20 protein-coding genes are annotated in these 25,356 nt (G+C 61.0%); 9 read left to right on the top strand and 11 right to left on the bottom strand.

The window, feature by feature from the left end; all coding sequences use genetic code 11:
• The first annotated feature begins 11 nt into the window (after positions 1-11).
• Positions 12-1,100: an alkene reductase gene (locus ACUY3D_RS04620; RefSeq protein ID WP_448240406.1), complete on the top strand. Its 1,089-nt coding sequence runs from the start codon at positions 12-14 to the stop codon at positions 1,098-1,100.
• Here the strand turns inward: ACUY3D_RS04620 and ACUY3D_RS04615 are convergent.
• Positions 1,082-2,158 (bottom strand): GNAT family N-acetyltransferase, encoded by a 1,077-nt coding sequence (locus tag ACUY3D_RS04615; protein WP_269948086.1) that lies wholly within the window; start codon positions 2,156-2,158, stop codon positions 1,082-1,084. The genes ACUY3D_RS04620 and ACUY3D_RS04615 overlap by 19 nt on opposite strands.
• 18 nt (positions 2,159-2,176) lie before the next feature.
• Positions 2,177-3,493 (bottom strand): DUF349 domain-containing protein, encoded by a 1,317-nt coding sequence (locus tag ACUY3D_RS04610; protein WP_070596677.1) that lies wholly within the window; start codon positions 3,491-3,493, stop codon positions 2,177-2,179.
• Between the two features lie 131 nt (positions 3,494-3,624).
• Here ACUY3D_RS04610 and ACUY3D_RS04605 point away from each other — a divergent pair, with 131 nt between their 5' ends.
• From ACUY3D_RS04605 to dapF, 3 genes are read left to right on the top strand one after another with little or no spacing between them, the layout of a single operon-like run.
• Positions 3,625-4,257 (top strand): hypothetical protein, encoded by a 633-nt coding sequence (locus ACUY3D_RS04605; RefSeq protein WP_269948087.1) that lies wholly within the window; start codon positions 3,625-3,627, stop codon positions 4,255-4,257.
• A complete protein-coding gene (gene miaA, locus ACUY3D_RS04600) occupies positions 4,257-5,183 on the top strand; it encodes a tRNA (adenosine(37)-N6)-dimethylallyltransferase MiaA (RefSeq protein WP_269948088.1) in 927 nt (308 codons plus the stop codon). Before ACUY3D_RS04605 ends, miaA begins: the two co-directional genes overlap by 1 nt.
• An 11-nt stretch (positions 5,184-5,194) precedes the next feature.
• Complete coding sequence (gene dapF, locus ACUY3D_RS04595) at positions 5,195-6,031, top strand: diaminopimelate epimerase (RefSeq protein WP_269948089.1); 837 nt, start codon at positions 5,195-5,197, stop codon at positions 6,029-6,031.
• A 17-nt stretch (positions 6,032-6,048) separates the two neighbouring features.
• Here dapF and ACUY3D_RS04590 read toward each other — a convergent pair whose 3' ends face one another.
• Positions 6,049-6,582: a hypothetical protein gene (locus tag ACUY3D_RS04590; RefSeq protein ID WP_070524492.1), complete on the bottom strand. Its 534-nt coding sequence runs from the start codon at positions 6,580-6,582 to the stop codon at positions 6,049-6,051.
• A 21-nt stretch (positions 6,583-6,603) separates the two neighbouring features.
• Entirely contained in the window at positions 6,604-7,386 is a 783-nt protein-coding gene (locus ACUY3D_RS04585) for a hypothetical protein (protein WP_448240405.1), read from the bottom strand.
• A 122-nt stretch (positions 7,387-7,508) separates the two neighbouring features.
• Here ACUY3D_RS04585 and hflX point away from each other — a divergent pair, with 122 nt between their 5' ends.
• A complete protein-coding gene (hflX, locus tag ACUY3D_RS04580) occupies positions 7,509-8,987 on the top strand; it encodes a GTPase HflX (protein ID WP_070686213.1) in 1,479 nt (492 codons plus the stop codon).
• Between the two features lie 34 nt (positions 8,988-9,021).
• Positions 9,022-10,302: a uracil-xanthine permease family protein gene (locus ACUY3D_RS04575; RefSeq protein ID WP_070531384.1), complete on the top strand. Its 1,281-nt coding sequence runs from the start codon at positions 9,022-9,024 to the stop codon at positions 10,300-10,302.
• A gap of 363 nt (positions 10,303-10,665) precedes the next feature.
• Here the strand turns inward: ACUY3D_RS04575 and ACUY3D_RS04570 are convergent, their stop codons facing one another.
• From ACUY3D_RS04570 to ACUY3D_RS04560, 3 genes are read right to left on the bottom strand one after another with little or no spacing between them, the layout of a single operon-like run.
• Complete coding sequence (locus tag ACUY3D_RS04570; protein ID WP_010190265.1) at positions 10,666-10,935, bottom strand: HPr family phosphocarrier protein; 270 nt, start codon at positions 10,933-10,935, stop codon at positions 10,666-10,668.
• Between the two features lie 58 nt (positions 10,936-10,993).
• On the bottom strand, positions 10,994-13,090 hold the full coding sequence (locus ACUY3D_RS04565) for a PTS fructose transporter subunit IIABC (protein ID WP_448240404.1): 2,097 nt from the start codon (positions 13,088-13,090) through the stop codon (positions 10,994-10,996).
• A 22-nt stretch (positions 13,091-13,112) separates the two neighbouring features.
• A complete protein-coding gene (locus ACUY3D_RS04560) occupies positions 13,113-14,084 on the bottom strand; it encodes a 1-phosphofructokinase family hexose kinase (protein ID WP_448240403.1) in 972 nt (323 codons plus the stop codon).
• Positions 14,085-14,321: 237 nt separating this feature from the next.
• On the opposite strand from ACUY3D_RS04560, the gene ptsP reads away from it, so the two are divergent.
• Positions 14,322-16,016: a phosphoenolpyruvate--protein phosphotransferase gene (gene ptsP / locus ACUY3D_RS04555; RefSeq protein WP_070524477.1), complete on the top strand. Its 1,695-nt coding sequence runs from the start codon at positions 14,322-14,324 to the stop codon at positions 16,014-16,016.
• A 79-nt stretch (positions 16,017-16,095) separates the two neighbouring features.
• Here ptsP and sugR read toward each other — a convergent pair whose 3' ends face one another.
• A complete protein-coding gene (sugR, locus tag ACUY3D_RS04550) occupies positions 16,096-16,878 on the bottom strand; it encodes a transcriptional regulator SugR (RefSeq protein WP_070524475.1) in 783 nt (260 codons plus the stop codon).
• Positions 16,879-17,244: 366 nt separating this feature from the next.
• The gene (gene lexA / locus ACUY3D_RS04545; RefSeq protein WP_070531375.1) at positions 17,245-17,967 is read right to left on the bottom strand and encodes a transcriptional repressor LexA; all 723 of its coding nucleotides are present in this window, start codon (positions 17,965-17,967) and stop codon (positions 17,245-17,247) included.
• A 756-nt stretch (positions 17,968-18,723) separates the two neighbouring features.
• Between lexA and nrdR the strand changes: the two genes are divergently transcribed.
• Positions 18,724-19,182: a transcriptional regulator NrdR gene (gene nrdR / locus ACUY3D_RS04540; protein WP_010190258.1), complete on the top strand. Its 459-nt coding sequence runs from the start codon at positions 18,724-18,726 to the stop codon at positions 19,180-19,182.
• Here the strand turns inward: nrdR and hrpA are convergent.
• Complete coding sequence (gene hrpA / locus ACUY3D_RS04535) at positions 19,179-23,054, bottom strand: ATP-dependent RNA helicase HrpA (RefSeq protein WP_448240402.1); 3,876 nt, start codon at positions 23,052-23,054, stop codon at positions 19,179-19,181. The two genes, nrdR and hrpA, sit on opposite strands and share 4 nt — an antisense overlap.
• A 108-nt stretch (positions 23,055-23,162) precedes the next feature.
• Between hrpA and ACUY3D_RS04530 the strand changes: the two genes are divergently transcribed.
• Positions 23,163-24,239 carry a hypothetical protein gene (locus ACUY3D_RS04530; protein WP_070683420.1) on the top strand — a complete coding sequence of 359 codons (1,077 nt, stop codon included), beginning with the start codon at positions 23,163-23,165 and terminating at the stop codon, positions 24,237-24,239.
• A 140-nt stretch (positions 24,240-24,379) separates the two neighbouring features.
• Here ACUY3D_RS04530 and ACUY3D_RS04525 read toward each other — a convergent pair whose 3' ends face one another.
• The gene (locus tag ACUY3D_RS04525) at positions 24,380-25,339 is read right to left on the bottom strand and encodes a hydrogen peroxide-inducible genes activator (RefSeq protein WP_448240401.1); all 960 of its coding nucleotides are present in this window, start codon (positions 25,337-25,339) and stop codon (positions 24,380-24,382) included.
• Positions 25,340-25,356 lie beyond the last annotated feature (17 nt).

Genomic DNA, 25,356 nt, shown 5'->3' with positions numbered 1-25,356 from the left:
TTGTGGAGTGCATGGCTACACTCTTTGATTCCCTAGAACTAGGACGCCTCACGCTGCCGAACCGTGTGACGATGGCGGCTTTGACCCGGTCGCGCGCAGGTCGCGACGGTGTCCCCACGCAGTTGCACGAGAGGTACTACGCGCAACGCGCCTCCATGGGGCTTATCGTGACAGAAGGCGTGTTCCCAGCGGTGACCAGCCGTGCCTTCCCAGGCCAGCCTGGTATCGAGACACCAGAGCAGATAGCTGGGTGGCGTCGCGTGGCGAATTCCGTTCACGATTCCGGCGGGCGCATCTTCATGCAGGTAATGAATGGCGGGCGTTTGTCTCATGCCAGCCTTCTTGAAGGAGCGGAGCCGGCAGCTCCCTCCGCGCTGGCCTCCGGCACTGCGGTGAGAGATTTCGAATCCCGCAAGGAGTGCCCAGTGCCCCGAGCACTCGATAGTGAAGAGATGCCGCGCATCATCGATGAGTTCCGGCAAGCCGCACGCAACGCTATTGACGCAGGCATGGATGGCGTAGAGATCCACGGTGCCAACGGCTATCTCCTGCATCAATTCCTTTCCCCGAGCTCGAATCACCGCGACGATGCTTATGGCGGAAGCCCGCAGAAGCGCTATCGCCTTGTGGAGGAGATCCTGCGTGCGGTGGCTGAAGAGATTGACGCGGACCGCCTTGCGCTGCGCCTATCGCCGCAAAACAATATTCAAGGCATTGAGGAAAGCGACACTGAGGATGTGCGCGCCACCTATGGTGGGCTGCTTCGCGCCATCGAAGACCTCGGCTTGGCCTATGTTTCTTTCCTTCACGCAGAGCCCACTGGTGAGCTCATCACCGAGCTGAGCACTCATGTTCGCGCCAACGGGAAGACACGCGTCATCCTCAACTCAGGCTTTGGTCGCATCACCCAGCGGGAGGAGGCCGAGCAGCTGGTGCAGCACGGCGATGCCGTGGCGGTGGGGCGGCTGGCCATCTCGAATCCGGACCTAGTCCGCCGCTGGCAGGAGGAATTGCCTGTTACCGCGCCGGATGAGAGCACGTTCTACACGGGAGGGGAGCGCGGCTATACCGACTACCCCGTTTACACGGTGAGCTCGTAGGCGCTGCTGGCGGAGATGACGTGCGCCCCAAGGCGGGCATACAGCGCGTTCATCGCTGGATCGGCCTGGGCCACTGAGCAATACGCGCGGCGAACGGTGGGCCAGTGGTGCGCCACTGCGTACTGAGCGTGCTGTTTGGCGCGCGTGGCGAACCCGCGGCGTCGGTATTCACGGTCAGTCACTGTGAGCGTCCACTCGCACACCTCGGGGTCTGCATCGCCGTGGCGGGAGAGCTCCGTGAGGGCGACGACATTACCTTGGTCGAGAATACCCACGAGCAGAGTGTGCGCTCCGCGGGAGCGCAGTCGGGCGTGGGCCTCCTTGAGGCGCTGCCGCGTCCACACGATGGGCTCGACGCTCAAGTCACCGTAGACCGCGTCGGTGGAGGCGAGGGTGAGCAAGCGGAGGACGTCGTCAAGCAGTGCATCCGGAATGTCGTAGTCCGGCCAGACGTGCGCGCCGAGGACCGGGGAGGTGGCAGCGATGTCGATGTACATCTGGCGCTCGGCGTGCTTCTGGCGAAAGCCCAGTTCGAGGTAGGCCTGCGACATCGGGTCGTATGAGCGGTCCGCGTCCGGCGGGTACAGCATGCCAACCTGGGCATTCTTGCGGCCTAGCTGGCGGGTAAGGCGGAGGGCTTCGCGCGCCAAGGTCCGCGTGACCTCGAGGGCTTCCGGCTCCAGCTCTTCCCCGGGCAGGGGGAGGAGATCGGCGGCGAGGACGCACTCGATGTCGGCGTTATCTGTCTCTTCCAAAAGCGGAAGCGAGATGTGGATGAAACCGTCGAAGTCAATTTCCGGGCTGGGCTCGGCGGCCGAAATAACTGGCAAGCCTAACTCTCCAGCTGGGCCCAAGACGGAGTCTGTCAGACCAAAGAGGTAGGTGCGTGACTCCGTAGAACCTTGGAGACGCTGGAGCACGCGACGTGGAGAGCCACTGGCTGCGGGATCACCGCTGGCCTCTTGCGCGGCAAGGTTAGCGTCGAAGACGAAGCTGCGGAGACAATCAGCGGGCTCAGCGTGGGCCGAGCCCGGCGGGGCGACGATGTGAACGAACACTCAGGCTACGCAGCGCGCTTACTTGCCGTTGACAGCAGCCGCGGCGGCATCCGCGAACTCCTGCCACTGCTTGGCCTGGGTACGCAGATCCTCTGCCTTCTTGGTATTGCCCTTGGCCTCAGCTGCTTCTGCTTGAGCGGTGAAGTCATCCACCTTGGCCTGGAACTGAGCCACGCGGGCCTGGGCCTCCGGATCGGTCCGGCGCCACTCTGAATCCTCGGCATCGCTTACGCGCTTTTCCAGAGCGGAAATCTTAGCCTCGAACTCGCGCACCTGATTGCGCGGGACGAAACCAATCTCCTCCCACTTTTCTTGCAGCTCTCGCAGCTTGGCCTTTGCCGCGTCGAGCGACTTGGTGGGATCAATCTGGGAGTCATATTCCGCAATGAGTGCGTCCTTGGCGGCGGCGTTCTCAGCGAACTGCTTGTCGCGCTCATCGTTGACGGCGTTGCGGGCGTTAAAGAAGTGGTCCTGCGCGGCGCGGAAGCGGGCCCAGAGCTTGTCATCGATCTCGCGCGGCGCGCGGCCAGCAGCCTTCCACTCCGTCATGAGGTCGCGGTAAGCGCGCGCCGTCTCACCCCAGTTAGTGGATTCCTTGATAGCTTCTGCGCGCTCAACCAATTCTTCCTTCTTGGCGCGGGAAGCAGCGCGGTTGCGGTCGAGCTCAGCGAAGTGCGAGCCGCGGCGGCGGTTGAAGGAATCCCGGGCGCGGGAATAGCGCTTCCACAGGGCATCATCCGTGTGGCGGTCGATGCCGCGGATCTGCTTCCATTCCTCGAGGATGGCGCGGATGCGGTCGCCGGCGGCCTTCCACTCCGTCGAGTTAGCGGCGATGTCCTCGGCCTCTGCGGCGAGCTTCTCCTTCTTTGCGATTGCCTCCTCGCGGCGGCGGGCCTTATCGGCCTGTGCTTGCTCGCCGGCTTCGACGGAATGCTCGATGACGGTGCCCAGGCGCTGATCCAAGGCTGCGATATCACCAATTACCGCCTGCGTGGGCAGGGACTCTCGCAGCTCTGCCGCGGTAGCCTTAATCGATGCTGCATCGCCCGGATGTGCATTCAGGCGGGATTCCAGCAGCTCGATCTCGGTAGACAAATCATCGTAGCGCGCGCCAAAATGCGCTAGGCCTTCTTCGGGAGTGCCCGCCTGCCATTCACCGATCTTGCGTTCGCCCTCGGGTGCTTTGACATACACCGAACCATCAGCATCAACGCGGCCCCACTGAGTGGGATCGTTCTTCACGGGCTGCACCGGGCGAGCTGCCGGGGCGGACGGAGTTGGGCCGGGACGAGAACCCTTGCGGGGCATGGCTCCAGGGGAAGGAATAGCGGACATGGTAGGAAACCACCTTCGGTACTATCGCGCCGCGCGACACGGCTGCCAGAACTTATGTCACACAACACTACCGTTTCAGCCGCGCAGCCGCGTGTTAACCCCGAAAAACTAACCTTATAGGATGGGAGTCGATGCAGAATCTCATGATTATGCCAGCCTCACCGGCCTTGGCGGAAGAACTCTCACCCAGCGATGATGCCTCGCGTGCGCTGCTCAGTGCTGCGTGCGAGTTGGCCCGTGATGCCGCACGCGTGAGCGGCAGCAGCCCCCTCCAGGTGGACATTGTGGGATCGCGCGATGTGCGCTGGCGTACCGAGCACACAGGGAGCTTGAAAGCATGGGGAGCACCGCAGGTCAACGTCGGCGGCGGGAATTTCCTTCCGGAAATCATGGCCCGCTACGTGCTTAGCCGTGCGCTTAATCTCACTTCCGATGAACCGGGCTCCGTGGTGGAGGATTCTCGCGCTGAGCTCGGTGAGGTTCGCCCCGGGCGCTTGACTGTGGTCTGCGTTGACGGTTCGGCCGGCCTGACCGAGCGCGCGCCGCTTGCGCTTGTCGATGGCGCACGGGATGCACACCTGTGGTGCGAAAGCATCCTAGCGGGAGGGGAAGGCCACTGCGACGAAGAGCGCCTCCGTGCTGCCGGTGTGCTCGAGACGAGCCTCTGGGCGCAGCTGGCAAGCGTGCACCCGCGTCACGCGGAACTGCGGGCGGCGGATTCAACCCTGGGGGTAGGACGCTATGTGGCGGGGTGGCAGTGCTAATGCCTGATATTCAAGCACCCGGCCCAACCCCTATCGCGGTGGTGGGCCCGACGGCCTCCGGGAAATCAGCGCTCGGGGTAGCCCTGGCCCACGAGCTCGACGGGGAAGTTGTCAACGTCGACTCGATGCAGCTCTACCGGGGCATGGATATTGGCACAGCCAAGCTGACAATGGAGGAACGTGAAGGCATTCCGCACCATCAGCTGGATGTGTGGGACGTGACGGAAACGGCGTCGGTAGCGCGCTATCAGGCCTCCGCCATCGCGGATATTGACGGCATCCGTGCACGCGGTAAAACCCCGATCCTGGTGGGCGGCTCCATGCTGTATGTTCAATCGCTCGTGGATAACTGGCAATTCCCACCCACTGACCCGCAGGTGCGGGCCCGCTGGGAGGCCCGGCGCCAAGAGATTGGTACCGATGCTCTGCACGCGGAGCTGGCCGCTGTGGACCCAGCGGCCGCAGCCATCATCGAGGACAAAGATCCGCGCCGCACCGTGCGCGCGCTGGAGGTTATCGAGCTTACTGGGAAGCCCTTCAAAGCCAGCCAGCCACCGAAGAATGCTCCGCCCCGGTGGGGGACGATAATCCTCGGTCTGCGCACGGATTCCAGCTGGCTGAACCCACGCATTGAGCTGCGCAGCCGCCTCATGTTCGATAAAGGGCTCGTGGAGGAAGTTGAAAGCCTCCAAGCCCACGGTCTGAAGGCTGATTCCACAGCAGGCCGGGCGATCGGTTACGCACAGGTGCTGCAAGCCCAGCGCGGCGAGCTGACATGGGAAGAAGCAGTGGAGCGCACCATTACCGGAACCCGCCGCTATGTGCGCCGCCAGCGCTCCTGGTTCAACCGCGACAAGCGGATCCAGTGGCTCGATGCTGCGGCCGAGACGCCGCCGCAGGCATTGCGCATCGTGGAAGGACAGTAGACTTTAAACCTATGAAGTTTGCAAAAGGCCACGGAACTGAGAACGACTTCGTCATTGTGGAAGGAACAGAAGCGCTGCCGCCGGAAAAGGTAGTGGCTCTGTGTGATCGTCGTGCGGGAATCGGTGCGGACGGCGTGCTGCGCGTTATCCGCGCCGGTCAGCTGCTTGCCAATGGGGAGATTGAGGAACTCGCGCCGGGCATCGCTGCGGAGGACTGGTTCATGGACTACCGCAATGCGGATGGCTCGATTGCGGAGATGTGTGGCAACGGCACCCGGGTCTTCGCGCACTGGGTCCGCTCCCGGGGGTTGGTGGATACCGACACCTTCACCGTGGGCACACGCGCCGGAGCCAAGCAGGTGACCGTGCACTCCTTCAACGACTCGGCGGCCGAAGTCAGCGTGGAGATGGGCCCAGCACAGGTGCTCGGCGTCTCCACAGCGTCGATGGCGGGGGAGAGCTTTGCCGGCCTTGGCATAGACGTGGGAAATCCCCATTTGGCGGCGGTTATCCCAGACCTTAGCGCAGAGGAATTGGCTGGAAAGCGCCTCGAGCAACCGGTATTTGATACGGACTTCTTCCCGGCTGGCGTCAACGTCGAGCTGGTCACGCCCTTGGAGAATGGAACGGTTCACATGCGCGTCTTCGAGCGCGGCTCGGGCGAGACCCGTTCGTGCGGCACCGGGACGGTGGCGGCAGCGTGCGCCGCGCTTGCCGACGCCTCCCGCATCACCGGCAGCGTCCGCGTCATCGTCCCCGGCGGCCAGGTCCAGGTAGAAATCACCGAGGACGGTTCCACGCTGACGGGCCCTTCGCGCATCGTGGCAACTGGTGAAACGTCACTATAGAGCTTTCAGGACGGTGTTTAGCGTCCGTCCTCCTTTTCGTAATTGGTTCCCAAGGCCAAGGCGGCGCGGCGGGCGGCGAGCCAGGCTTCTTTGAGCTCGGCGGCGCGTTCATCGGCTACCTTGAGCAGGGATTCAAGCTCACTTGTCTCGGCATTCGGCGAGTTTACTCGAGCGTCGAGGCGGCGTAAGAAGCGTTGCGCGCCATGCATCTCGTAGTGGAACGCTTCGATGGCGGGGTTGGCGCAGTCGGCGTCGACAAGCGCCGGGCGGTGCAACGTGCGGTCGGCGAGGGACTCTGCGTCGTCGCTCGTGGCAAACGTCGCGTAATCCTCAAGCACTCCCGTGATGTCCTCCACCGTGAGCGCAATAGAAGCCCGCAGTGCCGCATGTTCAGAGGCGTTGGGGCGGGCGTCGGCAAAGAGCCACAGCGCTGCGCACACAAACGCGGCGAGGATAACCCCCGGCAGCTTCAGCGTCAGAATCAACACCGCAGCGGTAACCACGGCGAGAAGCAGCGCAAGGCCGCGACGCTGAGATGCGGAAAAACTCATGTGAACTACTCTACGGAAGTTCTAGTGACCGCCGCAGCCGCCGGAGCCGCAGGCGCACCCGCCTTCGCCGCCGCAGCCGCCGGTAGGCAGCGCGATCGAGGCGGTCAGCATTGCCGAACCCGCAAGAACGGAATCCTTTACCGGGAGGTCTCCAAAGCTCTCGGGCAAGCAGAGATCGAAGGGGAACGCACCATCCATGACCAGATGCATGAAGCGTTCACCGGTGAGCTGGTTGTGGCGCCACTCGGATTCCATGACCCGTGCTGCAAAGTTGCAGCCCGGGGTGGGGGTTTCGGCGCCGGAGCCAGCCGCGACAATGTCCGCGCCCGCGGACTCAAACGTGGCCGGGTAGCTTCCTTTCGCTGCTTCGTAGGCATCTGTGCTGTCGAATGCGGAGACGTTGAGACCCATCGCAGTGAGCTCTACTTGCTGCCACTGCTGGGTGTCTTCGTCAGCGAGGAGCGGGCCCTGCGCCAGATTTGCCGTCGCCTGCGCGAGCACGTTGCCGAAAGGATCAATGATCTCCAGGAAAGCCAAGACATCATTAATCATCGACACGTGGGCGAAGCCCTGGGTAACGCCCTCGAAACCAATGAAGGTGGCGAAAGGCTCGACGGCGAGGATATTGAGTTGCGCGCCGGAAGGATCCGCGAACTGGATAAGTTGTCCCCCGCGAACCTCCCCGGTCACTGCCAGTTGATTGGTGGAAATGGCTGCCTCGACGGCGTCCTGCCAGCGCTCGTAGTTAAGGCCGATGGCCTGCATCTCTGGGTGGGAGGTTTCTTTCACGGTCATGTGCACCATTGTATCTGTCGCAGAGGGGACTCAAAAACCATCGCTGATACGTCACCGCGCTGCGGCAGTTCGTGGGAACAGGAAGCGGAGATTCCCAGTTGAGAGCGGCAACGTGCAAGAATAGGGAGCATATGACAAAAGAAACCCATGATGATCTCCTCGCGCAGGCTTTTGGTGAGCCCGCGCCCAAATCACAGGAGCCAACTACCGGTGATCTCGACCTTGCGGAGCGCAACGCCTTCCGGCGAGTAAACCGTGAGACCACCATCCGCGCGGAAGACACCACCGATGGCTACGAGGTGGAGTATCGAAAGCTGCGCCTTGAGCAAGTGGTGCTCGTGGGAGTGTGGACCGAAGGTACCGTGGCCGAGGTCGAGGCTACGATGGCGGAGCTAGCCGCCCTGACGGAAACCGCGGGAGCCGAAGTCGTCGAAGCCTTGTACCAGAAGCGCGATAAACCGGATCCGGGCACCTATATCGGTTCGGGCAAAGTGAACGAGCTCAAGGACATCGTGGCTGCTACTGGCGCGGATACCGTGGTGTGCGATGGCGAGCTAACCCCAGGCCAGCTCTCTGCCTTGGAGCGTGCGCTCAACACCAAGGTCATTGACCGCACCATGCTCATCCTGGATATCTTTGCGCAGCACGCCAAGTCCAAGGAAGGCAAGGCCCAGGTCTCGCTCGCGCAGCTGGAATACCTCTATACCCATACCCGTGGTTGGGGTGGAAACCTCTCGCGCCAGGCGGGCGGCCGCGCCGGCTCCAACGGTGGCGTGGGCCTGCGTGGTCCGGGTGAGACCAAGATTGAGACGGACCGCCGCCGCATCCGCACGCAGATGGCCCTGCTTCGCAAGGAGCTTAAGGCGATGAAAACGGCACGTGAGATTAAGCGTTCGCGCCGTGCGTCATCGACGATCCCTCAGATCGCCATCGCCGGCTACACCAACGCTGGCAAGTCCTCCCTCATTAATGCAATGACGGGTGCCGGCGTGCTGGTGGAGGACGCGCTCTTCGCGACCTTGGATCCCACCACTCGCCGCGCCGAGCTTGCCGATGGCCGCCAGGTCGTCTTCACCGATACCGTTGGGTTCGTGCGCCATCTACCCACGCAGTTGGTGGAAGCCTTCAAGTCCACCTTGGAGGAGGTCCTCGCAGCAGACCTGATGCTGCACGTGGTGGACGGGTCGGATCCCTTCCCGCTGAAGCAGATTGAGGCCGTCAACCAGGTCATTTATGACATCGTGAAGGAGACCGGTGAGGAGGCACCGCCGGAGATCGTCGTGATCAATAAGATTGACCAGGCCGATCCGCTGGTGCTGGCGGAACTGCGTCACGTCCTCGACCGCGACAACGTTGTGTATGTCTCCGCCAAGACGGGGGAGGGCATTGATGAGCTCACCACGCGCGTGGAGCTGTTCCTCAACTCTCAGGATGAACACGTGCGGCTTCTCGTGCCGTTTACCCGCGGGGACGTGATCGATCGCATCCACACCCAAGGCACCGTGCGCGGCGAGGACTACACGGGGGAGGGCACGCTTGTCGACGTCCGCCTGCCAGCTTCCGTCGCCGCCGAGCTCAAAGAATTTCGAGTTTCTGACCAAGACGCTTAGGTTTCGGTGCTCGCGTGAGCCATAATTAAGGCTCGTGAGTAGTTTTGGCTGGGCCGTCCACGGGGACGGAAAGACGATTAAGCCGGGCGCGGTTGTCGCACCCGAAGAACGATTGAGCTGGGGCCGCACCATCGGCATCGGCATGCAGCACGTGGTGGCCATGTTTGGTGCGACGTTGCTCGTGCCCACCCTGACCGGATTCCCGGTCAACACGACGCTGCTGTTTTCGGGTTTGGGAACGATTCTGTTCCTCCTGATTACCCGCAACCGCTTGCCTTCCTACCTGGGCTCCTCATTCGCGTTCATTGCGCCGCTGAGCGCCTCCCAGCAGTACGGCATTGGCGCGCAGGCAGGTTCCGTCCTCGTGACTGGCCTGGTCTTGGTGGCCATTGGTCTCGCGGTGAAGGCGGCGGGCCGAAAGGTCCTCGACGCTGTCATGCCGCCGGCCGTCACCGGTGCCATTGTTGCGCTGATCGGCCTCAACTTGGCTCCCAATGCAGCCACCAACTATTCGAGCCAGCCGCTGGTTGCCACGGTGACGCTGGCGGTCATCATCCTCGCCACTGTCGCTGGGCGGGGCATGGTTTCGCGTCTGTCGATTCTGATTGGTGTCGTCGTCGGCTGGGCTTTCGCGGCCGCCACGGGCAACCTCGGTGAGGGCGCGGTGGAGTCTATCCGCGAGGCGGCTTGGATTGGCTTCCCGCAGTTCCATGCGCCGGAGTTCCACGTTTCAGCCATCGCGGCAGCACTTCCGGTGTTGGTCGTTCTGATTGCTGAAAATGTCGGCCACGTTAAGGCGGTCTCTGAGATGACCAAGCGCGACCTCGATGATCTCGCTGGCGATGCTCTCATCGCGGACGGCCTGGCTACCTCCCTGGCCGGTGGTTTCGGTGGTTCCGGCACCACAACCTACGCGGAGAACATTGGCGTCATGGCCGCCACCCGCGTCTACTCGACGGCCGCCTATTGGGTGGCTGCTGTTACCGCTATCGCGCTGGCTTTCATCCCGAAGTTTGGCGCGCTTATCTTCACCATCCCCACCGGCGTGCTGGGTGGTGCTTGCATCGTCCTCTACGGCCTCATCGGCATGCTTGGCGTGCGCATCTGGATGGACAACAAGGTCAACTTCAACAACCCGGTGAACCTCACTGCGGCGGCAGTGGCGCTCATCGCAGGCATTGGCAACCTCACCCTCGACGTCTTCGGAGTGACGCTGGAAGGTATTGCCTGGGGCTCGGTTGGCATCATCGTGCTCTACCCGGTGATGAAGAAGCTCTACGGCACCATTGGTGAGGGACGCGGCGCGAAGTACTAGAGGCGCTTCCGCCGATTAGCGAGGATAAGGGACCGGAGTAAAGGCACCTTCTGGACGCGTATTTACGCAAAACCCCAGGTGAATGTGTGCAGAAATCTGCATAAGGTGCTTGTACTTCGGTCCCTCTGCGGTATGAGGCAGCGCATCCACATGGTTCTACTCACATGGTTCGGGTCAGAAGGTTTTCTTGGGGTCAAGTGAACCTTCTAGGCACCTCTATATGGTTTCCTTGCCCCCCAGCAAAACCGTTTGAGTAGAGCCCGATGACTAGAACCATTTGCTAGACAACCAAGCAACGAAAAGCTCCCGCCACCCTCATCAAAGAGGGAAGCGGGAGCTGCCGTTCTATAAACGGAAAGTGCTTTAGGAAGCGTCGAGGTCCTGCTCGATAAGGCCAGCAATCTTCTCGACAGCTGCCTCGTTCTCGGAGGTCACGGTGACTTCGTCGCCCTGCTCGGCGCCGAGAGCCATGATCATGAGGGAGGAAGCAGCATCGGTCTCATCCTCGTCCTCATCGCCAACGAGGGTGAGGAAGATGTCCTCATCGAACTCAGCGGCAGCGTCTGCGATGATGGAGGCCGGACGTGCGTGCAGTCCGACGGAGGAACCAACCTTGACGGTCTTAGAAGCCATGATGATAATCCTTTCGAATTACGGTATTTCGTGCTTACAAGTGTACGCGGGTTAAGGGTTAGGCGGCAGCCTTGGCCATGTCGGCCTTTGCTGCAGCCTCTTCAGCAGCCTTGTTGGGCCAGAATCGCTTCATCGCGATGACCGCGATGGTGGACACGATGACGCCGGCAAGGATGGCCACGAAGTACGCCCACGCAGGTTCGATGGCGAAGATAACGAAGATTCCGCCGTGCGGGGCGCGAGACATGACGTCAAGGGACATCGACAGCGCACCAGTGACCGCGCCACCGAGCATCATCGAAGGGATGACACGCAGCGGGTCGGCGGCAGCGAACGGAATGGCGCCCTCGGAGACGAAGGACAGGCCCAGCAGCCACGCGGACTTACCATTCTCCTGCTCCGCAGGCGTGAACAGGTTCTTGCGTACGAAGGTAGCGATCGACAGCGCAATCGGCGGAACCATGCCGGAGGCCATGACGGCGGCCATGATTTTCATGGAGGCCTCGTCGCCCGTGGACAGGCCAGCGGTGGCGAAGAGGTAGGCAGCCTTGTTGACCGGGCCACCCAGGTCGGAGCACATCATCAGGCCGAGGATGATGCCCAGAAGGACAGCGGAGGAACCAGACATCGAGGACAGCCAGTTCTGCAGGCCCTCCATGATGGCGGCCAGCGGGGCACCGAGAAGCAGGTACATGAGCAGGCCAGTGATCATCGTGGCGAGCAACGGGATGATAACGACAGGCATGAGGGAGCCGATCCAACGCGGTACCTTCCACTTGCCAATCCACAGCGCAACAAAGCCAGCAATGAGACCTGTGACGAGACCGCCGATGAAGCCAGCGCCGAGAGTCACGGCAATGGCACCACCCGCGAAGCCCGGCGCGATGCCTGGGCGGCCTGCCAGCGCGAAGGCGATGTAGCCGGAGAGCGCCGCGACGATGAATCCCATCGATGCTTGACCGATGGCGAAGAGCACGGCGCCGATGTACAGGGCGAACCCTGCCTTCTTGAAGGTCATCATTTCGCCGTCGACCATGACGTCATGGCCCGGCAAGTTGGTCAGCGAGTAGTCGGTGGTGATGGCCTGCCACCCATTAGCCATGTCATATCCGCCGAAGAGGAATCCCAGTGCCAGGAGGAGGCCGCCCGCGGCAACAAACGGAACCATGTAAGAAACGCCGGTCATGATGGCTTGCTGAATACGCTTGCCCCAGCCCAGACCCTGGCCATCTTCCTCAGCGCTAGAGGAGGAAGCGCCGGCAGTTCCTGCCACCTTGTGCGCGTTGGGGTTCTTCGAGGCGGCGATGGCCTCATCGATCATCACGCCCGGTTCGTTGATGGCGCGCTTGACGCCAGATTCGATGACCGGCTTGCCGGCGAAGCGCTCACGGTCACGAACGCCCACGTCGGTAGCGAAAATCACGGCGTCGGCAGCCGCAATCGTGTCTGCCGAAACAGAGGTGTTGTTGGAGGACCCCTGGGTCTCCACGGTGAGCTCGACGTCGTCGCGTTCCTCGGCGGTTTGGGTGAGGGCGTCGGCAGCCATGTACGTGTGAGCAATGCCGGTCGGGCATGCGGTGACGGCCACGATGCGCGTCTTCTTCGACTCTGCAGCCTTGCTCGAAGCAGGAGCCGCTGCCGCTGCACTCGCACCTGCAGTGGGTGCTGATTCGGTGGCCGCAGCCTTCTTCTTCGGCTTTTCTGCGTTGACAACGTCGAGGACGAGGGAGACGATCTCTTCTTTGGTCTTCGCAGTTCGAAGGGCTTCCAGGAAGTCCTTCTTCACCAGCGCGCGAGCGAGCTTCGAGAGAATCTTCAGATGGGCCTTGCCGCCGCCTTCCGGAGCGGCGATGAGGAATACCAAGTGGGCGTCCCCGTCGGGGCCCGAGAAGTCGACCCCGCGCGAGAGACGGGCGAAGGCCAGGGTGGGTTCAGACACGGCAGCAGAGCGGCAGTGTGGGATGGCAACGCCGCCGGGGACACCGGTGCCGGCTTTGGCTTCACGCGCGATGGCCGGGCCTGCCAGCTCGTCCACGGAGGTGGCGCGGCCGGTGTCGTGAACAAGCGTGGCCAGATTGGTAATGACTGATTCGATGCTGTCACCGAAGTCGGCGTCGAGCGCCACGAGGTCGGTGGTGATGAGTCGTGATGACATCGGTAGGTACTCCTCAGTACTACTAAAGGTCGGTGACGGCAGAAACCGTCGTGTGTTCGATATCTAGTTCTTCGGGGGTTGGAATCTGGGTTCCCGGGAGTGCTGCGGCTGCTGAACCGTAGGCCACAGCCTGGCGCAGGGCCTCGGGGTACGAGGCGCCGGAGCGGCGGGCGAGGATATAGCCGGAGAGCGAAGAATCGCCGGCACCCACGGTGGAGCGCAGGGTAATCGGCGGGGGAGTAGCAGCCCATGCTTCATTGGCCGTGACCAGCACCGCGCCAGCGCTGCCCAGGGTGACAAGAATCTCGGGGATGCCGCGCTTGACGACGACCCTCGCGGCCTCAACCACTCCGCTGAAGTCGCCGTCTTCGGCGGCGGCCTCAAGGGCCTGACCATCGACACCTGCAAGCTGGCCCAGCTCGAGGCCGTTTGGCTTGATGAGGTCGGGGCTGGCTACTTCGAGGTTGTCACCGAGAGCCACCATGGGCGCATCAGAGGTATCGACGGCTATGCGCAGATCAGGGTTGGCTTCGCGGGCTACCCGGATGAGCTGCGTGTACCAGTCGGTGGGAACGCCTTGGGGGAGAGAGCCTGCCATGACTAACCACTCGGCGTCGGCGCAGTGTTCTGCGAGTTCCTGTGCAACGGCTTGCTGCACGTCCGTATCGAGCGTGGCGCCGGGGCCGTTGAGCTTGGTCGTGCGGCCATTCGGCTCGGTCAGAGTGGTGTTGGTGCGCACCGCGCTGTGAGTGGGCACGGCCTGCACGGGTATCGATGCCTCGGCCGCGAGGGCCAAGAAAGGATCGGAGGCAACGGCGGGGAGCAGCGCCAGGCTGTCGACGTTGGCGAGCGTTACCGCGTGCGTAACGTTGACGCCTTTACCACCGGCAACGCTGGAGACGGATCCGGCGCGGTGAACAGCACCAGGTTCGAGTTCCTCGTTCAAGCGCACGGTGGCGTCGATGCTCGGGTTGGGGGTCAAAGTAAGGATCATCGTGGAGAATGTCCCCTTTCGCGGAGTGCGTATATTTGGGGCAAACGCGCCTCAGCGGCGTGAACAAGAGCTTCGGTGCGGATTGCCCGTTGTCAGCGTGAAATTAATGTTGCTTAATGTTGATTATTGCCCGTATGTGTCCGAATGTCAATGGAATCACTGTGGGTTTCGTTGCATTTTTGGCCGACTTGTGATGATCTGGAAAGAGAAAACATCGTCTCCGTAAGGAAATGTGTCATGGAAAACGCATCCCCATCCATCATTAAAGGCACCGGCGTCGTCGCTGGCGTTGCATACGCTGAGGCGGTGTGGGTCCGCCCACGCCCAGAACTGCCCACGGCTGGAGAAACCGTGGCGGAAGAGCAACGTGATGCCGAATACGATCGCTTCCTCGAAGCGGTAGATATGGTTGCTAGCCGGTTGGAACAGCGTGCAGCTGGGGCCGAAGGCCAAGCGGCTGAAGTTCTTGGCGCAACCGCCGGAATGGTCAAGGACCGAGGCTGGCACAAGGCAGTGCGCAAGGGTATTCGCGGCGGTAAGAACGCCGAGTATGCAGTTGTGGGGGCCACGGACAGGTTTGTCACCATGTTTGAGGCCGCCGGTGGCGTCATGGCTGAGCGCACGACGGACCTCAAGGACGTGCGCGATCGAGTGATTGCTCAGCTGCGCGGTGAGCAAGAGCCGGGTCTGCCCATGGTCGAAGGGGAGGCTGTACTGCTGGCTGACGATCTAGCCCCGGCGGATACTGCTACCTTGGACACCACCCACATCAAGGCGCTCGTGACCGAGCTTGGCGGGCCAACCAGCCACACCGCGATTATTGCTCGCCAGCTTGATCTTCCCTGCATCGTGGCAGTGGGCGCTAAGCTGCGAACGATTGAGGCAGGCACCCAGCTCTTCGTTGATGGCTCCGTAGGATCGGTGTCCCTCGGTGCAGATCGTGCCTCCGCGCTGAAGGCCGTGGAGGAATACCGTGAGAAGGCGGCACGAGTTGCCCAGTGGCGGGGACCAGCCCAGACCAAGGATGGCCATCGCGTGCAGTTGCTGGCCAACGTTGCTGACGGAAACGCAGCCCGCATCGCCTCTGACTCGCAGGCAGAAGGCATTGGCCTATACCGCACGGAGTTGTCCTTCCTCTCTGCCAGCGAGGAACCGACCGTCGAGGAGCAAGCGCGCATCTACGGCAAGGTTTTCAACGCTTTCCCGGAGTCCAAGGTCGTCGTTCGCACGCTCGACGCCGGTTCGGATAAGCCGATTTCCTATGCCACCTTGGACTCGGAAGAAAACCCCGCATTGGGCGTTCGTGGTTTGCGCATCGCCCGCGACAACGAGGCGCTGTTGACTCGTCAGCTCGACGCTATCGCCCAGGCCGCGGAAAAGCGCGGAGATGGGGCTACGACGTGGGTTATGGCGCCGATGGTGGCTACCGCAGTGGAAGCGAAATGGTTCGCTGGTCTGTGCCGCGAGCGCGGTTTGACCGCCGGCGCGATGATTGAGGTTCCCGCCGCAGCCTTGATGGCGGATACCATCATGCCGCATCTCGATTTCGTGTCCATTGGTACCAATGATTTGACGCAGTACACCATGGCCGCGGACCGTCTGTCGCCGCAGCTGGCCTACTTGACCGATCCATGGCAGCCTGCTGTCCTTCGCCTGATTCAGCACACCTGCGTGGTGGGGCGCGATAACAACGTTCCGGTTGGCGTCTGCGGCGAAGCCGCAGCTGATCCCATGCTTGCCTGCGTGTTGACTGGCCTCGGTGTGACTTCGCTGTCGGCGGCGTCGACTGCGGTGGCTGGCGTCGGTGCGCAGCTGGCTGAGCTCAGCCTTGAGCAGTGCCAGAAGATGGCAGAGGCGGCTGTCAACGCCGAAAGCCCAGCGGACGCTCGTGCCGCAGTGATTGCGCTGCTGGAGGAATACCAGTCCGCTTAGAGCGCTGAATTGCACAGGAGGTGTGCGCCCTCATCATGCGGGGTGCACACCTCCTGAATTGATCTATGGGTGAAAGCGCCTACTTGTCCGCGGCGACAATCACTTCGATGCCGTGCTCGCGCAGAGCCTCAACGTAGGAATCGGGGGCGGCGGCGTCGGTAATGACGACATCAATCTCATCGAGTGATGCAAAGCTGACCAAGTAGTCATTGCCCAACTTCGATGAATCACACAGCACGACAACGCGGTGTGCATTGGTGACGAATGCTGACTTGATAGCCGCCTCTTGCGAATCGGCCGTAGAGAGCCCGTGGTCAATGGTTAGCGCATTGGTTCCGATGAAGGCGACGTCGGCACGCATCAGGGCCATGGTGCGAAGCGCAGTGTCACCGACGACGGCCTGGGTAATCGCGCGCACGGTGCCACCCAGCAGCTGGACGTCAGATACCCCGTTGCTGGCTAGTGAAAGAGCGATCGGGAGACTATTCGACACAATGCTGAATTGCCCGGCCGAGTAGCGCTGGCCTATGAGATCGGCAAGCGCATTCGTGGTGGTTCCGGCATCGAGAAAGATGCTGCCGCCGTCGGGAAGCTGCTCCAGTGCGGCGCGTGCGATTGCCATTTTGGCGCCCGTGGCCGAACGTTGGCGAGTATCAAGGGTGAATTCGGCGGTCTGGAAGGATTGGGAGGCGACTGCACCGCCATGAACTCGGTGCACAACTCCCTCTCGGTCCAAGACTGCGAGATCGCGGCGAATCGTCTCAGCGGTGACATCGAAGCGCTCGGAGAGCTCGGTGACATTGACTCGTCCTTCTACAGCGGTCAATGACGCAATTTGTCGGCGACGCTCTTCTGCGTACATGGTTCCTCCAAATGAAGTCTGCCTGTGGTGGTCACTGCGCCCGCCGGTGAAGGAAAACGGGGCTGGGGCATGTGAACGAAAAGAACAACGGATGTTGTGGCGATACTTCTATTGTCCCACTGAATGCGAACAAAACGGAACTAAACAAAGAAAAGCTCACATCGAACGCGTGCCTTAGTCACTAAAACCTACGGTTGTACTGCAAGTATCCGAATGTGTGATCTCGGACGCTAAAACGGTCGAAATCGGGCATGTACACACACAAGGGGGTAAAAAGAAACAATCCCCCAGTCCGGTTCGCCCGCACCGAGTGGGTGATTGGTGTGGAGCGGGGAAGGCCTGAGGGAGCGCTGAGGTGGATGGTTTCTAGAGTTTGCGGAACACGGATACTACTTTGCCCATGATTTCGGCTTCATCGCCCTTGATGGGTGAGTAAGCGTCATTGTGGGGGAGGAGCCATACACCGGAGGAATCTCGGTGAAATTCCTTCACGGTCGCTTCTTCGCCATCCAAAAGTGCGGCTACGAACTCGCCTTCTTCTGCAACAGACTGCGAGCGAATAATAACCCAATCCCCGTTGAGGATTCCTGCATCCTGCATTGAATCTCCCACGACTTGCAGCATATATAGTTCGCCGCTGCCTAGGATTTCACCCGGCATGGGGAAGTAGGCGTCGATGTTCTCCTCGGCGGTGATGGGGGAACCAGCAGCAATGCGGCCCACAACAGGAATGTAGTTTGGGGTGGCGGCGTCTTCGGGTGCGTCAGGGGTGGAGGTTCCCGATGGTGCGATTGCCTGCCCGGTCTTTCGTCCGGGCTTTTTGGGGTCGTCGGCGCCGGGGAAATGGCGCACATCAACAGCTCGTGGCTTGTTTGGATCGCGGCGAAGGAAGCCCTTCTCTTCCAGCTGCTTTAACTGATAGGCCACGGACGAGGTGGACTGGAGGCCTGTTGCGTCACCGATTTCGCGGATGCTTGGCGGATAGCCGCGCAACATTACGGCGTCATGGATTACTTCCAAGATGCGGCGTTGGCGAGGGGAAAGTGAATCGAGGGAAGGGTGGTCGCTTCGCTTCGGATTGCGGGCCATTCTTGCTCCTAGGAACTGTCGGGATGTGCAGAGTTGATGTGCGCGGCTTTGGCGTGCCGGACATAAGTGGGAGTGGGCTGCTGGTGATACTTCCGCTTCCCTTTTTAGCACGGAAAGAAAAAATGTTCGACTAACGCCGCCCGAGTGTGGACAAATTTTCGAAGGCCTGCTATAAATCGAACATACACACCAAATCGAACGGTTGATCGAAGGTGATGTTCGAAGATGTCGGGCTTGGTTCGTACACTTCGGGCATTGTCTCAATGAATAAGGAAGACCTAGAAAGGAACCGTCATGGCTATCGCATTAAACAATGCCTCTGTACTGCGCGGGGTGGCCCTCGAGAAGTCTAGCAATCGGACTGTGCTAGTGCCGCCAGCGGCGGTCTGGGATCCCGCTCAGTCTCGGTCGCTCACGTCTGATGCCCCGCGCAACCTTCCATATGGGCCGTCTCGTGTTCGAACTCTTGCCGTAAACGATAGAACACAGTGCCGTCCAGAAATTCCGGTGAATTCCCAGGTTTCGGCCGCCGGGGCAACATCGGGCAGCCGTCGTAGTCGGTCGAACGTAGGTAACTATGTGCTCGGAGCAGTCTTTGGCGCCGCGGTATTCATCGGCACAGTATGGGGTGGCCTCAGTATCGATAGTGAGGTTGACAGTGCGAGCACCTCTTCGACCACGACGGTCGTGTCTTTGCGCTAGAATTCCTTGGGCCAGCAGCATGTGCGCATTGGTCGAAAGGAAGGATACGGCACTGTGTATTGCCCGTTCTGTCACAACGAACAATCACGCGTTATTGACTCGCGCGTAATCGACAGCGGAACCTCGATCCGGCGGCGTCGCGAATGCGCCGCGTGCAAAGGTCGCTTCACCACCATCGAGAAGGCAGTCTTGTCAGTAGTCAAGCGAAATGGCTTGGCTGAGCCTTTCAGTCGCGACAAGCTGATCCGAGGCGTCAAACGCGCATGCCAGGGGCGCGACGTTAGCGATGATGCTTTGAAGAAGCTCGCTCAAGAAGTTGAAGAGACCGTGCGCAGTCACGGCTCCTCGCAAGTCAACGCCAATGACATCGGCCTTGCCATCCTGGAACCTCTGCGAGATCTCGATGAAGTGGCCTACCTGCGCTTTGCGTCCGTGTATAAGTCTTTTGAAAGCGCCGACGACTTTGAATCAGAAATCCGCCTCATGCGTCGGCGCGACCGCGATAGCTTTTAGCGTAATTTATCCACTGCCTTTTGGATTCTCCTCAAAGACACCGCGTGGGCAGTGCCCAGGCGTTGTGCGAAGAGCGATACGCGCAGTTCCTCAATCATCCAGTAGATGTCTTTAACCTCTCGCGTCTTTTCGCGGCCAGGAGGCAGGGAACGCAACCGATTGGCCACATAGGCTTTGGCCTCGTCGACGTCTGCCTGCCGGTCAGCATCGCGGTCCGGATCCACGTTCATTTCCTCAAGCCTGATGCGCGAGGCCTGGATATAGCGCGGTAGATGGCGCAGATGTTGGATCCCGTGGACGGTGATGGCGTGCGCGGGCAACAGGAAATTGAGCTGGGCCCGAATATCATCGATGGCCAGCCCCTCCCAGTGCTTCAGCTCAGCATTCAGATTGGAATACTCTGCCAGGCCCGGCGCAATTGCAACGACTGCCTGGCGCACTCTGCCCGGGACCTCCGGTTTGACCGCGTTGAGCAATGCATTGAAGTCACCGGGGGTGCGCACCGGGCCGCCCTTTTCCATCATGATGTCGCGTACTGCGGCTACCCGGGCATCGCTGACAAGTCCTTCCGCCCCGCCGTGGGGGTAGGAGTCGACGGCTACCCGCTGCTGTAGAGGAAGCCCTTTGACCATCTGCTGCGTATTCACCGTAATTTCTCGGAGCAGCAAGGTTAGGGTGGTGGTGATCATGGAGGCGTCGGCAGCCGCCTTGGTGGGATGGACCTTGAGCGCCACGCCGTCCTTGGTCGCTACGAGCGCGGGGTAGGCGGTGACCTCATGCCCATCGACGACGGTTACCACTTCCTCATCGATGGCGCCGAGCGTATCCTCCGTCCATTCCTTGACCGCAGTGGATTCGGCGGCGCGGCCAACGCGCGAGACCGAGGAGGAAATGTGGCCGGCTTGGCGTTGGACTAGAGCCTGCAGGTTGCGGTCTGAGTCGATGACCTTGCCCCGCTTGTCCACTGCGGCATAGTTCATGCGCAGATGCGGAGGGAGCTGGTCGGGGCGGAAATCGCCGGCATTGATGCCTTGGCCGCCCATCTCTTGCAAAACCGCAGCGAGTTGCTCGGTGAGCGCGCCCTCATAGGGCAAGAGCTTGGGCAGCGCGCGTTCAGCGAACTCGGGTGCCGGAACCACGGTGCGTCGAAGAGCCTTCGGCAGCGAGCGAATGAGCTCAGTTACGAGCTCTAGACGTAGGCCCGGTACCAGCCAATCGAAGCCTTCTGTGTCCAACCCCGCGAGGAGCGGGACGGGAACCATGAGTGTGACACCGTCGAGCGGGTCTCCCGGCTCGAACTTGTAGGACAAGTCGTAGTCGATGCTTCCCTTCAACCAGCGGTCGGGGAAGGCATCCTCGGTGACATCGTGGTCCTCCTCAAGGAGTGCTTCTGGGTCGAAGTCCAAGGAATGCTTGTTCTTCTGCTTTTTCCACCAGGAATCGAAATGCCGGGCGGTGGTGACAGACGCAGGGATGCGCTGATCGTAGAAATCGAAGAGAGTGTCTTCGTCCACGACGAGTCCGCGCCGGCGGGCCTTCTCCTCATATTCGGAGGCCTCGGCGAGTTTGCGCTTGTTGTCGTGGAAGAAGTGGTGGTGGGTGGTCCAGTCGCCGTCGACTAGCGCGTTACGGATGAACATATCGCGCGCTGCCTCAGGATCCACGCGGTGATAGGGCACGGTCCGGTCGGCGACAACAGTGACGCCATAAAGCGTCGAGCGTTGGGTGACGACCGCAGAGCCGCGCTTTCGCGACCACGTCGGGTCAGAATAGTTGTGCTTCAGCAAATCCTTCGCCAGCTTTTCAACCCATGCTGGGTCGATGGCAGCAACGTCGCGCGCCCACAGGCGCGACGTTTCCACCAACTCAGCCGCCATGACGAACTCGGGCGGTTTCTTTGCCAGTGCCGATCCGGGGAAGACGAGGAAGCGGGTATTGCGTGCACCAATGAACTCCTTAGAGTTGCCATCACGCGCGCCGATATTAGACAACAGTCCAGAAAGCAAGGCCATATGGATGTCATCGGGGCGACGCTCTGTGCTTTCCTGGGCTTTCCACCCGAGCTGCTTGGCGACGTCCCGCAGCTGCCGCACCAGATCGAACCACTCGCGGATGCGCATATAGTGCAGGAAGTCGGCCTTCATCCGTTTGCGGAAAGCATTGCCGCTCATCTCATCGCGAGCTTCCTGGACAAAGTCCCACAGGTTGAGCATGGCCACAAAGTCGGAGGTTTTATCCTTGAAGCGGGCATGTGCCTGGTCGGCTTGAGCTTGCTTGTCGCTCGGCCGCTCGCGCACATCTTGGATCGTCATGGCAGCAACGATGACCATGACGTCGTGGAGACACCCGGAAGTCTTGGCCTCGACCAGCATGCGGGCCATGCGTGGATCTACGGGGATGCGGGCAAGATCGCGGCCTATTCGGGTCAGGACAGGTAGTCCGTCTTTTTCTTTGCCCTCGAGGGCGCCCAGTTCGTGCAGAAGAAGTAGGCCGTCTCGTACGGCCTTCGGCTCAGGGGCTTGGACGAAGGGGAAGTCAGCAATGTCCCCAAGGCGCAGCGAAATCATCTGTAGGATGACGCTGGCCAGGTTGGTGCGCAGAATCTCGGGATCCGTAAACTCCGGGCGGGATAGGAAATCCTGCTCGCTGTACAGGCGGATGGCGATGCCATCCGCAACGCGGCCACAGCGGCCCGAGCGCTGGTTGGCGCTTGCCTGGGAGATCGGCTCGATGGGGAGGCGCTGCACCTTGGTGCGCGTGGAATAGCGCGATATACGCGCCGTTCCCGTATCCACGACGTAGCGAATGCCTGGCACCGTCAATGAGGTTTCAGCAATGTTGGTGGAGAGCACGATGCGCCGTCCGCGGTGCGAGCGGAAGACGCGGTGTTGTTCCTGGTTGGACAGGCGTCCGAAGAGCGGAGTGACCTCCACGTTGCGCCAGTGGCGCCCTTCTATGGCTTCCATGGCGTCGCGGATATCGCGCTCTCCGGGGAAGAAGCACAGAATATCTCCTTCGCCTTCGGCCATGAGCTCCTCGATGGCTTCGCAGAGGGCGTCGAGAGGATCGAGGTCGATGGTCTTGCCACCCGATTCGACCTCGAGCGGGCGGTAGCGGATCTCCACGGGGTAGGTGCGCCCGGAGACCTCGATGATGGGGGCAGGATTGCCCTCAGCGTCCGCGAAGTGTTCGGCGAAGCGCTCGGGATCAATCGTTGCTGAGGTGATGATGACCTTCAGATCCGAACGCTTGGGAAGCAGCCGCTTGAGGTAGCCCAAGAGGAAGTCGATGTTGAGTGAGCGCTCGTGTGCCTCATCGATGATGATCGTGTCGTAGGCATTGAGGAAACGGTCGCGCTGCATCTCTGCCAGCAGGATGCCGTCGGTCATGAGCTTCACGGCGGTGGTGGAGGAGACTTTGTCATCGAAGCGAATGGCATAGCCGACTGTCTCCCCGATCGACTGATCAAGTTCTTCTGCAATGCGCTCGGCGACGGTACGCGCTGCTAGTCGCCGCGGCTGGGTATGGCCAATGAGCCCCCGCCGGCCGCGGCCGAGTTCCAGGCAGATTTTTGGAATCTGTGTGGTCTTTCCCGAACCGGTTTCACCAGCGATGATGACTACCTGATTCTTTTCGATCGCCGCGGCGATATCGTCGCGGCGTCCGGTGACGGGAAGCTGCTCGGGGTAGGTAATCGGCGGCACGTTGGCATCGATGGTGCTCACCTTGTCTTGGGCGGCTGTGATATCGGCCTGGATCGCAGCAAGGGCCTTAGGAGAGCGAGCCTTGCGCAGGCGGCGACGGAATGCGCGCTCATCACTCAAAGAAACTGTTGTGAGAGCGCCGTAAAGATCTTCGCGAGTAGCAGTCATAGTTGACCTAAAAGTCTACTCGGAAGGCTATTCGCTCACAGGTCCAGGTAGAGAAATTGGTACCCTCGTGGTGACTGTGTGAACAATGATTAAAGAAGGGCACAATCAATGACTAATCCTTTTGGTTCGAATCCGGAGGACAACGGCTCCAACGGAGGGTTCGGAAGCAACCCGCAGAACGGCCCCGGTAATTCCTCCGGGAACACAGGTGGACTTCCAAAGTATGAACCCACCAGCCACCCAGAAGACCAGGCTGGTTTCGGTCAATCCGGAAACTATGGCAACTATGGCAACTATGGCGGTGGAGCTTACGGCTCTCAGTCCTATGGTGGGTACGATGCTGGCCAGCCGGGTTATGCCGGTGCGAGCTATGGGAATAGCTCCGGTCAAGAGGGCCTCGGCCCAGGTGCCGGTCCGGCCTATACGGGCCCAGTCAGCGCTATCGAAGCGATCAAATGGGGATTCAAGGCCGCGCTCGGCAACGCACTTTTGTGGGTGCTGGGCGCCGTCGTCGTGCTTGCTATTCAGTTTGTCCCACAAATTGGAATCAGCGTTGGTGCGCAGAACGCCGATGGGGCGGAGACCTCCGTCATGTTGGACCTCTTCTCCTTCGCGGTGTCCATCCTGTCCTTTGTCATTTCTCTGGTCGTCTATCGTTTGGCCTACCGTGAAATCGATAAGCCGAGCCCCACATGGGGAACCCTGTTCCAGGGGGTCCGGTGGGTGCCGCCACTCGTAGTGAACCTTGTTTTGGGTGTTCTTGTCGCGATTTCCATCGTCATCGTGGTCGTCGTTCTGTTTGTTGTCGGCCTGGGTGGAGTCTCTTCGATGGATCTCCAGAATCCGGAGCAACTCAGCCAGAGCGATGTTTTCGCGCTCGTTGGCTCCATCTTTGGTGGGCTCCTTGTAGTGATGCTGATTGCGCTGTTTATTCAGCCCTTCTTTACCCTCATGCCCTGGTTGGCAGCCGATACCTCCTCGATCGGCGAGGCTTTCTCCCAGGGACTCAAGCTGGGCAAGGAAAACTACAGCCACCTTTTGCTGTTTATTGTCCTGTCTGGCCTCTTGGGTTTCGCGTCCCTTATTACCTTGGGCTTGGCTCTGATTATTATCGCGCCGGCCCTTCAGCTGGCGACAGCGCACCTGTGTCGTCAGTGCCAGGGTCGTTATGCTCCCGCAGCTTAAGGTCTAAACCAGACCTATAACGCAACGCCGCCTAAGCTTTCCGCTTGTTTAGCCACCGCCTACCGAGGCGGGTCGGGCTACCAGAGGTAAGCCGAAGGCGGCGTTGTAGTTTTAAAAGCCATCAGAGTTGGGGGCTTGAATTACGAGGCCGGGAAAAGGGCTCGGGAGCGTTCCGCAGCGTCCTGGAAGGCGGCGGTGACCAAAGAGCCAAAGGCGCGAAATTCATCAGCGCGGGCAGCAGACGATCGAAAAACGAGTCCAACCTGGCGCTCCGCCGTTACCGTGGGGGCGAAACGGGCGACCGCAAGCTGCGGGTTTTGGCATTCCGTTGCGAGCGCTGATTCAGGGACAAGGGTAGTGCCTAGATTCCCCATGACGAGCTGCAGGATAGTAGTCAGCGATGATGCTCGGGTGACGGCATTGGTGGCTTCGGAGGGGTTCACCTTGGCGCGACGGCATAGGTCGAGGACTTGGTCGCGGAGGCAGTGGCCGTCGTCAAGCAGCAAAAGGTCAAGGCCTGCAAGCTCTTCGAGCGTGAGATCCTCGCGCCCCGCGAGCGGGTGCCCTGCCGGTGTTACGACGGTAAAGGATTCGCTATAGAGAGGAGTCTCGACCATCCCGGTGGCCTCGGTGGGCAGTGCGGCCACAGCGAGGTCTAAGCTGCCCTCGCGCAGCTTGTCTAACAGGTGTTGAGTCTGCTCCTCGACGAAGCGTGGTTCTAGATCGGGGTAGGTTTCGCTGATGGATTTCAGCAGCCCCGGCAAAATATAGGGCGCGATGGTGGGGATGATTCCGATGGTGAGGGGGCCAGTTAACGTACCGCTTGCACCGTGGGCTTGGCTGAGGAAGGCATCGGAAGCTTCGAGCGTTGCCTTGGCGTAGGGGAGGAGCGCCTCGCCGGTGGACGTCACGATGACTTTGCGGGTAGAGCGCTCGATGAGCTGGACGCCCAAGCCTTGTTCGAGGGCGACGAGTGCTTGGGAGAGCGAAGGCTGGGAGATATCGAGTTTGGCGGCCGCGGAGCCAAAGTGTTTGTTCTCCGCAATCGTGACGAAGGTGCGCAACTGGGCGAGGGTTGGGCGATACTCCTTATTGTTCATGCCTATAACTCTAACAT

It is taken from the genome of Corynebacterium guaraldiae, from assembly GCF_053480195.1.
Note: the sequence above shows the minus strand (reverse complement) of the source record. Positions and strands in the feature narration are given on the sequence as shown.